The organism is Candidatus Filomicrobium marinum, assembly GCF_000981545.1.
Lineage (GTDB): Bacteria > Pseudomonadota > Alphaproteobacteria > Rhizobiales > Hyphomicrobiaceae > Filomicrobium > Filomicrobium insigne.
The window spans coordinates 3,654,727-3,668,910 of the sequence record NZ_LN829119.1; the positions used below are offsets into that span (position 1 = coordinate 3,654,727).

General features: G+C 56.2%; 13 protein-coding genes. 6 read left to right on the forward strand and 7 right to left on the reverse strand.

Features of this window, described 5'->3' with window-relative positions:
* Nucleotides 1-209 precede the first annotated feature (209 nt).
* Together YBN1229_RS17070 and YBN1229_RS17075 are read right to left on the reverse strand one after the other, a co-directional pair.
* Nucleotides 210-581 (reverse strand): tRNA-binding protein, encoded by a 372-nt coding sequence (locus YBN1229_RS17070; protein ID WP_046480749.1) that lies wholly within the window; start codon nucleotides 579-581, stop codon nucleotides 210-212.
* 99 nt (nucleotides 582-680) lie between these two features.
* A complete protein-coding gene (locus YBN1229_RS17075) occupies nucleotides 681-1,772 on the reverse strand; it encodes an HPP family protein (protein WP_046479397.1) in 1,092 nt (363 codons plus the stop codon).
* Nucleotides 1,773-2,373: 601 nt separating this feature from the next.
* Between YBN1229_RS17075 and YBN1229_RS17080 the strand changes: the two genes are divergently transcribed.
* The 4 genes from YBN1229_RS17080 to YBN1229_RS17095 all read left to right on the forward strand — a co-directional run bounded on the left by YBN1229_RS17080 (nucleotide 2,374) and on the right by YBN1229_RS17095 (nucleotide 6,691).
* A complete protein-coding gene (locus YBN1229_RS17080) occupies nucleotides 2,374-2,625 on the forward strand; it encodes a hypothetical protein (protein ID WP_046479398.1) in 252 nt (83 codons plus the stop codon).
* A gap of 230 nt (nucleotides 2,626-2,855) precedes the next feature.
* A complete protein-coding gene (locus tag YBN1229_RS17085; RefSeq protein WP_076605352.1) occupies nucleotides 2,856-3,620 on the forward strand; it encodes a response regulator transcription factor in 765 nt (254 codons plus the stop codon).
* 686 nt (nucleotides 3,621-4,306) lie between these two features.
* On the forward strand, nucleotides 4,307-5,683 hold the full coding sequence (locus tag YBN1229_RS17090) for a DUF3300 domain-containing protein (protein WP_046479399.1): 1,377 nt from the start codon (nucleotides 4,307-4,309) through the stop codon (nucleotides 5,681-5,683).
* Between the two features lie 39 nt (nucleotides 5,684-5,722).
* Nucleotides 5,723-6,691 carry a DUF2950 domain-containing protein gene (locus YBN1229_RS17095; RefSeq protein WP_052744050.1) on the forward strand — a complete coding sequence of 323 codons (969 nt, stop codon included), beginning with the start codon at nucleotides 5,723-5,725 and terminating at the stop codon, nucleotides 6,689-6,691.
* A gap of 51 nt (nucleotides 6,692-6,742) precedes the next feature.
* Here YBN1229_RS17095 and tsaA read toward each other — a convergent pair whose 3' ends face one another.
* Nucleotides 6,743-7,258 (reverse strand): tRNA (N6-threonylcarbamoyladenosine(37)-N6)-methyltransferase TrmO, encoded by a 516-nt coding sequence (tsaA, locus tag YBN1229_RS17100; RefSeq protein WP_046479402.1) that lies wholly within the window; start codon nucleotides 7,256-7,258, stop codon nucleotides 6,743-6,745.
* 20 nt (nucleotides 7,259-7,278) lie between these two features.
* Complete coding sequence (locus YBN1229_RS17105) at nucleotides 7,279-8,361, reverse strand: YeiH family protein (protein ID WP_152025034.1); 1,083 nt, start codon at nucleotides 8,359-8,361, stop codon at nucleotides 7,279-7,281.
* Between the two features lie 138 nt (nucleotides 8,362-8,499).
* On the opposite strand from YBN1229_RS17105, the gene YBN1229_RS17110 reads away from it, so the two are divergent.
* Entirely contained in the window at nucleotides 8,500-9,405 is a 906-nt protein-coding gene (locus YBN1229_RS17110; RefSeq protein WP_046479403.1) for a LysR family transcriptional regulator, read from the forward strand.
* 48 nt (nucleotides 9,406-9,453) lie between these two features.
* Here the strand turns inward: YBN1229_RS17110 and YBN1229_RS17115 are convergent, their stop codons facing one another.
* Nucleotides 9,454-10,824: a PLP-dependent aminotransferase family protein gene (locus tag YBN1229_RS17115; RefSeq protein WP_046479404.1), complete on the reverse strand. Its 1,371-nt coding sequence runs from the start codon at nucleotides 10,822-10,824 to the stop codon at nucleotides 9,454-9,456.
* A 100-nt stretch (nucleotides 10,825-10,924) separates the two neighbouring features.
* Between YBN1229_RS17115 and YBN1229_RS17120 the strand changes: the two genes are divergently transcribed.
* On the forward strand, nucleotides 10,925-11,320 hold the full coding sequence (locus YBN1229_RS17120) for a DUF983 domain-containing protein (protein WP_052744051.1): 396 nt from the start codon (nucleotides 10,925-10,927) through the stop codon (nucleotides 11,318-11,320).
* Nucleotides 11,321-11,357: 37 nt separating this feature from the next.
* Here the strand turns inward: YBN1229_RS17120 and YBN1229_RS17125 are convergent, their stop codons facing one another.
* Both YBN1229_RS17125 and YBN1229_RS17130 read right to left on the reverse strand, forming a co-directional pair.
* Nucleotides 11,358-12,389 carry an HAD family hydrolase gene (locus tag YBN1229_RS17125; protein WP_046479406.1) on the reverse strand — a complete coding sequence of 344 codons (1,032 nt, stop codon included), beginning with the start codon at nucleotides 12,387-12,389 and terminating at the stop codon, nucleotides 11,358-11,360.
* 112 nt (nucleotides 12,390-12,501) lie between these two features.
* Complete coding sequence (locus YBN1229_RS17130) at nucleotides 12,502-14,154, reverse strand: arylsulfatase (protein ID WP_076605353.1); 1,653 nt, start codon at nucleotides 14,152-14,154, stop codon at nucleotides 12,502-12,504.
* Nucleotides 14,155-14,184: the final 30 nt, after the last annotated feature.

Below are 14,184 nucleotides of genomic sequence, written 5' to 3' on the forward strand. Positions count from 1 at the left end.
CTGCTGTAACTTTGCGGTTTCATTGCCTGGTGTGGATCGAGATGCGGCTGAAGCTTTGGTGGCTGCCACGCACCAAGTCTGCCTCACAGCAATGCGACAGGTAAAAACTTTGCCGTGAATTTGAGTGTTCTGTGAGGCCAAAACCGAGCAGAAATTTGCATCCCTGGACAGGGTGTATTCGGTGGACGTTCCAATCGGCCGTATGCGTTTCAGAACAGCCGGCTTCCATTCGGAACGGGATGGTCGGGCTTGAACAGGACGACCTCACCTTCTTCATCCGCGAAGCCAAGTGTCAGAACTTCCGACATGAACTTTCCGATTTGCCGCGGCGGAAAATTGACAACGGCCGCGACCTGGCGGCCTTCGAGATCTTCCGGTGTGTAATGGTGGGTAATCTGTGCGCTTGATTTCTTCAGCCCAATAGCTGGACCGAAATCGATCACCAGCTTGAGGGCTGGCTTTCGAGCTTCTGGGAACGGCTCGATCGATGTGATCGTTCCGATGCGGATGTCGACCGCGAGGAACTGATCAAATGAGATTTCCGGCGCTGCCGAAGCGTCGAGAGTGTGATTGGCATGCATCTGGAAGTCCTGCCGGGATGTTTCGATGCGCATTCTTATCGCTTGCAGCCGTGGTCGCAATCCTGCCTTTTGGCGCTGGGTAGTGGCGCCGCTGCAAACTCATGAGACGGCGCGCGCGACGGCGGCGAGTAGGTCTGTTTGCGTGATCAACCCCAGTACACGTTCATCGGTGTCGGTGATAATGACTGCGTGCATCCGGCCGTTGGTCAAAATCGGCACGAGGCCCATCACGGGAGCCGTTGGAGAAGACACGGCCGCGCGTGACATCACCTCATCAACCACACCTGTGGCTCCGGCCAGCTCGCGGAGTCCAACGGTTCCCACCAACCGGTCTTCACCGTCTAGTACGGGCAATGTGCGAATGTTGTGCTTTAGAAGAAGCACCTGAGCAGCGTCGGCGGATTCTCCGAGGTGCGTTTTGATGACGTCTCGGGACATGATGTCCTCGCATCTAAGGTCACCCCGGGAGCGGGAAATTGTCTGCAGTTCGACTTCACGCAGCAAACGGGTCAGGCTATGGCGGTCGATGTCAAAGGTTTCGTCCAAAGCCGATAGGGCTGCATCGACGTCCTCTTGCTTGAAGCCTGCTCGCGAGAGGGTTGGCGGATCACTGGTTCCGTAATCATTGATATCGTTCCGAGCCGCGTAGTTTGGATACGGTCGCCCCGACAACTTGTGAAAGCCTATTCCGAGCAATACGAGTATCAGGGCGTTAAGTGCGACGGGAATGAACGGATACCAAATGCCCGTTTCGGTGATCGCCGGTCCCCCGATGATCGCGGTCATCGCGACAGCAGCGCCAGGCGGATGCAAGCATCGAGCTAGGGACATAATGGCAATTGCCAGACTGACGGCGATGGCGACTGCTAAGACCTGATCTTGGATCAGGAAGTGCACTGCTAATCCCACGAAAGCTGAAATTGTACTCCCGCCGATGATCGGCCAGGGTTGTGCGAGTGGGCTCGTTGGAATAGCGAAAAGTATGACGGCGGACGCTCCCATGGGGGCGACGATCAACGGCAGATGGCTTCCTGGCCCAATAATTCTCTCACAGATCAGGAACGTCAGACCGATGCCCAGGGCAGCGCCAACACAGGCAATAATACGTTCTCGTACCGTAGCGCCGGGGAGTATCGGTGCGAAAATGCGAAAATCGAGCCTGAATGGCGAGCGCTGTTCAGGGTGCGTCATTTGTTTCAAAGGTATTGCTGCCTTGTTCAGTACGGTGGCTCATGAAACCACACACAACTTTATAGTTCTTTCGGATCGAGGCTGTCTCGCGAAGACGCTCTGGTTCAACGGACAGTGCTAGGGTGACGCATTTGGTCTGGCGGTGAGCGACTCGTGCTGCGCCGATCGCGTCTCGCTGAAAAGCTCCTAGCCAGGGTGCTCATTCCAGCGTGCACTATGATGCATGAGTTTTATTCTACGTTTCATTTCGTTCCCCTACCGCATTTTGCGGCCGGTGCATTCGTGCACGGTTTCTTGCTCCATCGTGGCCTGTCGGTTCGTAATCCGTATGTTCGAGAATGGACACCATTCGGGGGGTATTTCCAACATACAAAGAAAAAAATGTCTTCCTACCCATAGCGGCTTGAGGCCGCGGTTGGGGATTGAAGTTGGCTAATGAACGGCAGATTGGCTCTATCGGCGAATAGTACCGGAGCTGAAATGGATCTCCTTCCTGTTTCGGTGGGAACAGCGGCTAAGGATCGCTTCTCGCATCGTTAGCTCACCGCCTACTCCGATGATCATGGGAAGCGCGGGCTACGCAGAAGTAAGGAGATTGTAAATGAAGACGACTGTTATGGCGCTTGCGCTAACCGGATCTGTTGCTATCGCGGCCCTAATGGGGGGCGCCACCGGCGCAGAAGCTGGCGGCAAGCATGGCTTCAAGCATCATCACTGGAAGCATAATTTTCACCACTTTCATCACCACAACTTCCATCGCCCTCGCGGCTGCGGCTTCTACAAGGCGAAGTGGTATGCGACCGGAAAATTCTATTGGAAGAAGCGTTATTTTATCTGCAAGGGTTGGTGGTGACTTTCACGCCTTAAATTTTGAATTACATGCTCCCTCTAGCGCGTTGGTGCTGGAGGGAATTTTTTACTACGCATTGAATGGCTTGCGTCCGTAACCAAGTTCTATGCTCACGGATCCCTTTGATTTCGGGTTGCTGCTATTCTTTGTTTGGGAGAGGAGGAGCCTACAAGTCCTTTGCTATGGGACGGTGGGTAATGTGATTCTGACGGGAGGCGTTTATCGAATGCCGAATGCCCGTGAGTAAGGAAGTTTCAAAACTCGGCTCTGACATGTTGCGGTTTATTACCAGCATTGAAGAGCTAGAAACACCTGATCAGGTTCTGGATAACCTGCACGGCGTGACGGCCAAGGCGTGTAAGATGAACGTTCTTATGGCCGGCCTCATGCCAATACGCTGGTGCGATTGGAGCGGCGTCGAAAAAGGTAAGACGGTGTTCTTGCACAAAAGTGTGCCAGAGGGCTGGTGGGAAGACTATTTCGAACGCACGCAAAAGCACCCAGGCCCTGGCCTTTCGCTGGCTCAGCTTTCCATTGCCCCGTTCACGATGTCTGAAATGATGCGCATGCTCGAGCCATTGGGCGTAGATCAGTGGCCCTTCGAGCTCGCGATGAAGTACAGTATGCGTGATTATTTCACGTGCCCGGTTGGCGGGCGTTGGACTGTGACCTACTGGTCGCGTAACGTTCTTTCAAATCGGTTCACCCCGGAAGATCGCACCATCATCTTCATGGGAGCGACGTTCGCTGCTATTCGCCTCCAGAAGCTTATAGGACTCCAAACCGACCGCATCGGTTCGGCGGCCGCGTTGACGGCGCGTGAGCTTGCCGTGTTGCGGCTTGCGTCGCTCGGTCACCAAATGAGGGAAATTGCCGAACTCCTTGGTCTCGGCGAAGAGACAATCCGGAGCCATCTTAAGAAGGTACAAGTGAAACTTGGGGCACGGAACCGTGTGCAAGCTGTGGCGCAGGCTATACGGCTTAATCTCATCCCATAAGGCCTCCCCCAAATCGGGGATGACGTATACAGGCGACTTCCAATACACCAGCATCGGTGACCGCCGCAGGGAATCGGGGGAAGGTTTCCTTACGGACTGTTTAGTCCCGGGGGACTGCACGAGCGAAGGGGAGAAAAACCCCTTCGCTCCTTGCGCGATGTAGCCAAGCTTGCTGCAGCTTTTCGAAACCGGACGCCCAAACCTACGAACCGGTCCAGCCCCGGGACCGGGAGCCGCGTCAGTCGCGCCGCCCGCTGGCGACTTCGAGCGGCCCCGGTCCCGGGGCTTGCTTCGTTCGGGTAAGACTTTTTACGCGTGTTATGCAGCGGCTTTACATCGCCGATTAACCAGCCTTCCAATTCATTCTCTTATGTCATCCAGATTTGCCGCAGTCTGACTGCGGAGCGTCGTTTCCGTTGACAGCCGATTTCATTTTTCCGTCTGTTTCGGCCTGGAACGGAACGCGGCGCATCCGACTTAGATCGTTGACGATGTTGAACAGGCTCCATCCGTTGTTTTCGGATTTACTCGCTGCATGTTTTGCCGGGTAGGAGAAGCCGATATGAAAAAAAGATCACAAGGTATAGGGCAATCCATTGGCTCGCTTGGCGTCGGCGCGCCTTCTAATTCAACTGGTATTCGAAATGACGTCCTAGTAGCGATGAGAGGCGGTGAGGATTTTATCCATGAGCGCCTATAAATTGATGAAGTGTCTTGCCGCGGCTGTGATCTTGCTGGCAGGCACGTTGCCGCGAACACTGCAGGCTCAGGATGCTGATCAAGCGCCGCTGTTCAAGAAGGAGGAACTGGCGCAGCTGCTGGCTCCGATTGCGCTCTATCCCGACGACCTTCTGTCCAACGTGTTGATGGCATCAACCTATCCGCTTGAAGTCGTACAGGCTGCGCGATGGCGGAAAGATCCTGAGAACGCGAAGCTTGAAGGTGAGGACCTCACAAAGGCTCTGGATGCCAAGGATTGGGATCCGAGCGTCAAAGCGCTTACGCTCGTTCCTGACGTGCTGCAGATGATGAGCGAGAAGTTGGAATGGACGCAGAAGCTTGGCGATGCGTTCCTCGCCCAAGAAGATGACGTCATGAATCAGATCCAGGCGCTTCGTATGAAGGCCGAGGATGCTGGTTCGCTCAAGAGCAATGAGCAGCAGAAAGTGAGCCGGAAGCAAGATGATGGATCCAGTGAGATCATCATTCAGCAGACGAGTCCTGATGTCGTCTACGTTCCAATTTATGAGCCTGCGGTTGTGTACGGGTCATGGTGGTATCCAGACTATCCGCCCTACTATTGGTATGGGGGATATCCGACGTCAGCATTTGTTTCGGGCTTCTTCTGGGGGACCGGATACGCCGTCGCGCGCTCACTTTGGGGATGGGGTTACTGTGATTGGCGCCACCGCAACATTCACATCGACGTCGATCGATACAACAGGATCAACGTCAATAACCCGAAGATCACGTCAAATACCTGGGTTCACAATCCGCGGCATCGCGGCCCTGTGCCCTATCGTGATCACGCGAGCCGCGAGAAGTTCGGCAAGAATGGCGATAGATTTAAGGAGGCCGGCAAGGACTTTCGCGGGTTCCACGACCGTGATTCAGTTGAAGGGGTGCGCGACAAGCTTGCGGCAGGTGCAGCAGGAGCTGGGGCAGCAAAGCTTCATGATAAGATCAGCAAAGGTGATGCGGCCAAGGTCAAAGACCGGGTCGGCAACATCGACAAAGGCAAGCTTAAGGACAAGGCTGGAGCCCACAAAGACCGCCCCAATAAGGGCAAGATGAAGGACAAAGTCAGCGATAAAACCGCCAAGAAAAAGCCGTCGCATAAAAGGCCGAGCGGTAGTCCACACAAGCGCCCATCCTCAAAGACGACGCACAAGCCATCTGCAAGACGATCCTCATCTGGGCCGCGGAGATCGAATGCTTTCGACATGAAACGTGGCCGCGATGTTGCCAAGCACGCTAGTCGTGGGAGAGCGAGCCGTTCCGGAATGTCCAGGCATGGAGGAGGAATGAGGCGCGGGGGCGGAGGACATGGGCGTCGCCGCTAGTTTCAACATCAATATCTTGAAATCGGGTGAGAGGTCGTCATGCCCATCCATCGCAGCTGTTCGAGATATCCTTCACTGATTTTCTTCACCGTAACAACGTGTTTTCTGATCGGTGTCGGTACGATTTCTTCATCGCAGGCGGAGGATCGAGCAATCCGTCAGATGATGTTCGCGAGTCCAGATGAGGCTGCGGCGGCCCTTTTTAGGGCAGCGCAATCATCGGGAACCGACGCCTTGGAAAGGGTGCTTGGTCCGGGATCGGAGCAGCTGATTTCGTCTGGTGACCAGATCTATGACGAAGCCATGCGCGAAAAATTTCTTAAGGCCTATGCCAAATCGCACCGACTGCGTAAGGACGACCCAATTCGAAGTGTGCTTTTGATTGGCGAGGAAGAATATCCATTTCCTATCCCGCTGGTCGCTGAAGGTGTCACATGGCGTTTCGACAGCGAGGCTGGCGCAGATGAGATTCTGAACCGCAGGATTGGGGAAAACGAGCATGCTGCCATGCGTGTGATGCTCGCGTATGTGGCTGCGCAGATGGAATATGCCTCGCAGGACCGAGACGGGAATGGGCTGCAATACGCACGCCGATTTCTCAGTACGCCAGGCAACAAAGACGGACTCTTTTGGCCAACCCAGGAAGGCGAGGTAACGAGCCCAATGGGGCCCCTGGTGGCGGAGGCGAGGGCTGAAGGATATCGGCGGGGTACTGAGCAGAACGATGCCTCAGTGCCTTACCATGGGTATGTCTTTAAAATGCTTGACGGACAGGGCTCTGCGGCTAAGTCAGGCGCGCGGGATTTCGTTGTGAATGGTCGAATGATCGGCGGGTTTGGGCTCGCAGCGGCACCAGCTGAATACGGCAATTCCGGCATTATGTCCTTCATCGTCAACCAGGATGGGACAGTCTACGAACAAGACTTGGGGCCAGAGTCGCGCATGCTTGTGGCTGAGATGAAAGAGTACGATCCCGGCGAGGGTTGGCATGCCGCTGATGTGGATTGAGGACTACGCGCCGTCATCACAACTTCAAAAGGTTTGTTATTGCCACGGGGCCTAGCGTTCATCTCCGGAGGCCGCGTTCCGAGTTTCATCGTCTCCAGTTTGGCGCGGGGCGATCGGTGTAAACAGATCCCGATCCGGTTTGAGATCGAGCAATGGGGTGCCGTCCAGGCAGTCGAGGCTTTGGACAAAAACGTTCGGTCCTTCGATCCGAACTAATTTGACGTTCTGCGTTCCGATCGGGTTGGGGCGCACGGGTGAGCGCAGGCTGAACGCGCCGCGTGCGATGCCGTCATTCTTTGGACTTTGCAGTATGAGATCGCGGCGGGACTGGTGGAGCCAGTAAAGGACCTCCAGCCTTTCGTACTCGTCGATGCCTTTGAGTGCATCGACCCAAGGTTCGAAGATCTCTATCCGGCAAATGGGTCCGTCCATTCGGCCCAATCGCGGGCAGGTAAGGCGGTCGGTCCATGGTGAGTGGATCCGGCCGATGAAGACCACGCCGGCATCGGGTGTCTCCGGCATCGTGACGGTCTTCTCGCCGTTTCTTACTTCATCGCGTCGGACCATGGGCGTGTCTCCGGTCGTATTCAAGCGAACAGCTTCACGAGTATCAGACTGAGAGCGGCGATAAAGAGCGATGCCGCCAGTCCGAGAATAAATGGCCGTATTCCTTTTTCGTGCAGCTTAGACAGGTCTGTTTCAAGCCCCATTGCGGCGAGAGCGATGGATAGCAGAAATGTTGTGATGAGTGGACTGACAGCTTTGATTTCTTCAGGGATTGCGACCGCGCTGTTGAGGACCACCATCGCGAGAAAGCCGAAAACAAACCAAGGGACGGGCGTGGTCTGATCCGGGGAGTCCCCCCTGATGGTTCGCGCACGTCTCGCCATGAGTAGCCCGAGCGTCACGACGAGGGGGGCAAGCAAAATGACCCGCGAGAGTTTCGCAATGGTGCCGAACTCACCGGCTTCCTGCCCATGTTGAAAGGCCGCGGCAACGACTTGCGCGACCTCGTGAATTGAAGCGCCCGTCCACAGGCCGAAGTCGTGTGCTGACAGCCCCAGGAAGGCTGGGGTTAACGGATAAAGAAGCATGGCGATTGAGCCGAATATTGTCACCGACGCGACCGCATAAGCCACATCTTCATCGCGGGCTGCCGTCACCGTGTTGGTCGCAAGTACGGCGGAGGCCCCACAAATGGACGTACCTGCGGCTATCAATTCCGCCAGTTTGCGATCCACGCCAATTATGCGCCCAAACCAGATGGTAAACGCGAATGTGGCGACCAGTGTTACGGTAATGATCAGGAAACCCGTGATGCCCACAGATGCGGTCTGCCACGCGGTCAGCTGTAGTCCGAGCAGGATGACGCCGAGACGTAAGATCCTGCGCAGTGCGAATGTCACGCCTGCCTTTGCCGCCCTCGGTGTGCCGATGATGTTGTGAAAAGCCATCCCGATAAGGATAGAGAGGATCATCGGACTGAATATGCCGAGACCGGGAACTTGCCTGAGAAGAATGGCTAGTCCGGCAATCGCAGAAACGAGGGCTATGCCGGGCCAGATGCCGAATTTCCTGTAAGGTTGGAAGGCCGTTCTGCCCGGTGGTTGCGTGGTGTTGATTGCGTTGGCGTGAAGGGGCGCAGACCGTGTCGTGATTGTTTTCATCATCGAATAGCTCCTGTCCCCGTATTCGATGACTGGACACGACCAATCTGTCCAATGCATAGTATTTTTTAAATCGATCTAATATTTCGATTGATTGAGATGGGTTATACTCATCCCCACACGTTAGGCGACACAGCGGCCATGACATTTGAGCAGTTGCGGATATTTGTGGCGGTTGCCGAGCGTCAGCACGTCACGCGTGCTGCGGAAGCACTCAATCTTTCGCAATCCGCTGTCAGCCATGCGATCGGTGCTTTGGAAGCGCGCTATCATACGAAGCTCTTCGATCGGGTAGGTCGCCGGATCGAACTGACCGAGCCAGGGCGTGCGTTTTTGCCCGAGGCGCGGAGTATTCTGGCCCAGACTGAGCACGCTGAGTTCGTTCTTAGCGAATTTGGGATGCTTGAACGCGGGACGTTGCGCGTGAAGGCGAGCCAGACGATCGCGAGTTATTGGCTTCCGCGTTATTTCGCGAATTTCCGGAGGCAGTATCCGCGTATCGATGTACACCTATCCATCGGCAATACGGCGCAGGTTGCGGACGCCGTTGAAACAGGTGAGGCAGAGCTAGGCTTTGTTGAGGGTGTCGTTGATATTGCTCACTTCCAGAGCATTCCCGTGGCGCGTGACCAGTTGGTTGTTGTCGTCGCTCCGGAGCACCCGTGGGCTGAGGGACGCCGTATAACGCCGAAGCACTTGTCTAAAAGCGATTGGGCACTTCGCGAGAGCGGCTCGGGTACCCGATCGGCTTTCGAGCATGCGCTTGCTCAGTTGGGAGTCGATCTCGCTAGTCTTCCGATCGCGATGGAGCTTCCTTCTAACGAAGCCGTTCGTGCGGCTGTCGAGGCAGGTCTCGGTGCTACCGCGATTTCAGCAACGGTGGCCGCTCCAAGTCTTGAAGTGGGGCTGTTGCATCATGTTCGGTTTTCTCTTCCCGAGCGCGAATTTCATGTGCTTCGGCACAAGGAGCGGTATCGCAGCAAGATCGGGGAAGCCTTCTTGGAGTTGATGCCGTCGCTTGCCGAGCCGCGTCGACAACACAAATAGGGAAAAGGGGTATGTGCTTGTGTTTACCGATCTTGCTGGACTTTCAACTTAAACAATCCTGTTGCCGGCACCAGAGCGTAGGGAGGCCGCTAGTACGTCCAGGGCGGAAAACAATTCCTGGCGGCTTTTCGCTGCTCCAAGCGCCACGCGGATCGCGTTGGGGACAGGTTCGGTTACGGCAAAGACATCGCTTGTGACCACGCCGATGCCTAAACGGTGAACGTGGGCTGCGAAGTCGAACCTGGTCCACGGACGTGGCAGCTGAAGCCATATATGATGTCCTTGCGGATGAGATTTGTACGTGTGGCCAGCTAGTGCCTTAGCGGCCAGCTTCTGTCGTTCGGCGGCTTCATCGCGGATCGCTGCGATGATGGCGTCGATACTTCGATCCTCAATCCAACGCAGGGTGAGCGCGAGCATTAGCCCGGTCGTCATTTGGGCGCTGGCGCGTACGCCTTCGGAAATGCGTGTTGCCATTTCGGCGTCCGGCACTTGCACGAATGAAAGACGCAGCCCGGGGGAAACACATTTCGACAAGCTGACTGCTGCAAATGTGAGGTGCGGTAGTAAAGCCGCGAAGGGAACGGCGGTGGGATCGAGCAAGCCGTATGCGTCGTCCTCTATTAAGGGGATGCCGTTGCGATCAAGCATGTCGGCAATGGCCTTGCGGCGGCGTAGTGGGATGGTGACGGTCGTCGGATTGTGGATGGTCGGAACGAGGTAGAGAGCTTTCGGCCGATGATTTTGGATGGCGGTCTCTAGCGCATCAGGCAACGGCCCGTGGGTATCGGTGGCGACCCCAACGAGGTTAAGCCGAGCGATTGCTGCGGCGGCTTTGAGGCCAGGATAGGTCAATGGCTCCGTCAGGATCACATCTCCCGGAGAGGTCAGCGTCAGCAGGATGGACAGCAACGCGTTTTGCGTTCCTGGTGTAATCAGGACCCGATCCACATCGGCTTCGGGGAGGCGCGGTCTTAGCCACGTCGCTACGCGTTCGCGCTCGTCGTTGCTCCCGCCGGGCTCAAGATAGTTGAGGCAGGCGGCGAGTGCGCCTTCGCGTTGAATCGCGCCGATACCGCGGGTGATCCGCCCCTCTATGTCAGCGTCCGCGGGTTGAGGTGGCAGGTTCATGGAGAGGTCGAAGGCAGGTATTATTGGTTCCGGTGTTGCTTGGAGGCGGCTTTCCGCAACGAAAGTGCCCTGTCCGACACGAGCAATTGTCAGGCCTCGCTTTTTGGCTTCCGCGTAGGCGCGTGTGACAGTTGTCAGGTCGAGGCCGAGGTTCCGCGCGAGCTCGCGGTGGGTCGGCAGATGTTGGCCGCGCCGCAACCTTCCGCTCGCAATGTCTTCGGTGAGAGCCTCCACGATGCGTAGATAGGCTGGGCCTGGACGGTCATTAAGTGTAGGCACCCAATCCATACAATTATCTCTTCCGTTTGTTGATTGTATGGTTTTGACTGTCTACGTACGGCATGAATGCTCGTAGCGCAATCTGATGATGCAGATGAGGGGACGGCCCATGCCGACAGAAACCGGACCAGATACGAAACTGGCGCTTGCTCGGGGCTCTAAGTGCCGTTGCCCAAACTGTGGCGAGGGCAAGCTATTCGCTTCGTTTTTGAAAGTGAATGACCACTGCCCGAATTGCGGTGAAGCACTTTACCATCATCGCGCCGACGATTTACCAGCCTACTTGGTCATGGTCATCGTGGGGCACATTGTGATTGCGCTCGTCATGTTCGCGGACAGTGAATACAACCTGTCCTTCGCATGGCATTTAGCTATATGGGTGCCGTTAACGTTGGTTCTCTCGCTCGCGATGCTGCAGCCCGTGAAAGGCTTTGTGGTCGCTCTGCAGTGGAAGTCCGGCATGCATGGTTTCGGTGAAGCTCAGGCACGGCGGTTACGTGGCTGACGGGGCCGTTCCCTCAAGCTGTGTTCTCGGGGGGTTTTTACTTATCCGCTGCGGCTTGCTCGCATGCGTATGGAAAAATGCATTTCCAGTCGGATTTCATACTGTTGATGATCCAGCCGCGTTTCGGCCCTTCATCCAGACCCTTGTCCAGCTTGCCGAAGTGGGACTTGCGATCGTAGGCCCACTCGCGCTCCGCATCGTCGTGATGGACGAGGAGGCCGAACCGAGCGCCGTTTCCTGTGGTGGTCCATTCGAGCATTTGGAAGTCGCCGTCGGAGTTTCCAAAAGCGGCGATCGGGCGGTGGCCGATATGGGAATTGATGCCGACGGGTTTGCCTGCCTTGTCGTCGACCAGGTCAATTTCGGGCAGGCGCATTAGCGTCGGCTTGCCGTCTTTAACCTCATATTTTGTCTTGATGCTTGAGCCGACGACCTGCTCCGGAGGTATGCCGTAGATGCCCTCCGTCCATGGCCGCATGAACTCAATGCCGCCACCGGAGACGATGAATGTTTTGAAGCCATTGTCTCGCAGATAGGTCAGCAGTTCCAGCATCGGTTGGTAGACCATTTCGGTATACGGTTTACCCGTCTTGGGATGTCTGGCGGTTTCGATCCAGTCAGTCGCGATCTTCTCGAAGTCCTCAGTGCTCATGCCGGCATGAGTCGCCATCAAAAGTTCCATCAAGCCCTTTTCACCCGAGTTGGCGAGGGCTTGAATATCGTTTTCTAGGACGGCCTTGAAAGGCTGTTTGTCCTTCCACTCTGGATGCTGGTTCGACAACGCCTTCACGCGATCGAGGGCAAAAGCGAGCTGGACATACATGGGTTGCTCGGCCCAAAGCGTTCCGTCGTTGTCAAAGACAGCGATGCGCTCATCGGGGGCCACGTAGTCCGGGCCAACTTCCTTCGTTACCTTTTCGACGAACTCAGTTATGGCCGTCTTTGCCGGACCATCGTTCCAGGAGGCAAGCGTCGCCATATCGGCATGCAACTGAGCCGGAGCGAAGCAAATAGCAGCAGCAAGAATAGCGGCGATTTTTGTCTTCTTAGCAAATGTGCTCGAACTCATTTTGCGTCTCCTGCAGCGCCTATGAATTGGGATCGGCATTGGCCAGCTACTGACTACGTTCGCGAGAAATGAGTGGCCGCTGCTAGACTTTTCAGCGGCCAAATGCGTGCAGTTAGTTGCCCGTTGGTAGTGGCAACTTGAAGCCCTCTTTGGCGAGTTGATCCCGCACACTCTGCAGCCTTTGGTACTGAGTGAGCGTTATCGGGCCGGTATAGACTTCGCTCTGTAACTTGCGCGGCGGATACTTCACGTAGCTTTTCATTTTGTCCGCGACGGCCTCGTTGATCGTCACCAACGTCCAGGTGCGCTCCGTATAATTGTTCATGAAGATGTCGTAGCGCTCCTGGGGGTCCGCCCAGAGATCGAAGACCTGTGGAACGGTTGCGACATACTTATCTGGACCTTTCCAGCCGAGGTTGCTGTCGACCGCGAGACCGCCGGTCGAGGCGCCGTCGTCACCGCGCAGGTTGAACACGGCCTTGTAGTTCCCGACACGGGCGGCGCCCGGGCTCAGCTCATTTTCAGTGAAGTAGAACCAGGACTTGCGCTCGGACTTGCCCGTGCCGAAGAGGACAGGCGACATGTCGTAGCTGTCGAAGATGATCGGCTGGTCATCGCGGTCTTTTTCCGGGAGCTTTACATCTGCGACCTTGGCGAAGGTCGCCATGAGATCTAGGCCGCCAACGATGTCGTGGTTCTTTGAGTTGGCCGCGATCTTGCCGGGCATCCAAGCGAAGGCCGGAACGCGGTTCCCGCCTTCGCGGACTGTACCCTTCGTGCCGCGGAACGGCGTGTAGCCAGCGTCTGGGTAAACGTCCTGCCACGCGCCGTTGTCCGTGGTGTAGAAGACCAGAGTATTCTTATCGAGACCGAGTTCGCGGAGTTTGTCCATGATGCGGCCGATGCGCGTATCTAGCTCCACAACGCTGTCGGCATATTTCGACTTCGAGAGTGACTTATGCTCGAACTCCGGTGCGGGCATGTTTGGTTGGTGCACCTTCATGAAGTTGACGTTGATAAAGAAGGGGGCGTCTGACTTCGATGCGTCCTCGAGGAACTCTAATGCTGCCTTCTCTACGTAGCCGTCGAAGTAAGGGATGCCGACGACGCCCTTTTCCGGCGTATCGACATACTGGCCGTTGATCTTAAAATCTTCCTTTGCTGGCTCTCCCGCTTTGCCGGAAAGCGAACCCTTGGTGACTTCCTGGAACATCTTGCGAAGCTCCGGATCCATGTCTGGGAACCACGTCGGGTCGGCATAGGTGTACGCGTTAAGATGATACAGGCCGACGTATTTCATAACGTCATAGCCTTGGGCGTTCGGCAGGGCATAGTCCGCTTCGCCCAGGTGCCACTTGCCGGTGAAATAGGTTTTGTAGCCGCCTTCCTTCAGGACGGAGGCGAGTGTCCACTCTGCAGCCGGCAGGCCGCCGCCCTGCCCTTGAAATGCCACGGTTGTCATGCCGCTGCGGTTCGGGATCCGGCCCGTCTGCATCGCTGCGCGGCCGGGCGTGCAGCTTGGCTGCGCGTAGAACGAGAAGAAGGTCATTCCTTCGTTGGCCAGGCGGTCGATATTCGGGGTGGGCATGCCTCTTCCCTCACCGCCACCGTAGGGACCGAGATCGCCATAACCCGTGTCATCCGACACGATGAACAGGATGTTTGGTTTTTTGTCTTGGGCGTGTGCGCCGGACGAAAGGCTGGCTGGGACGAGAAATGCTACCGCAAACAACGCGGCGACACAGCGGGACAAACTAGGCTTCATTCTCACTTCCTCCTGAACGCAAAAAACCAC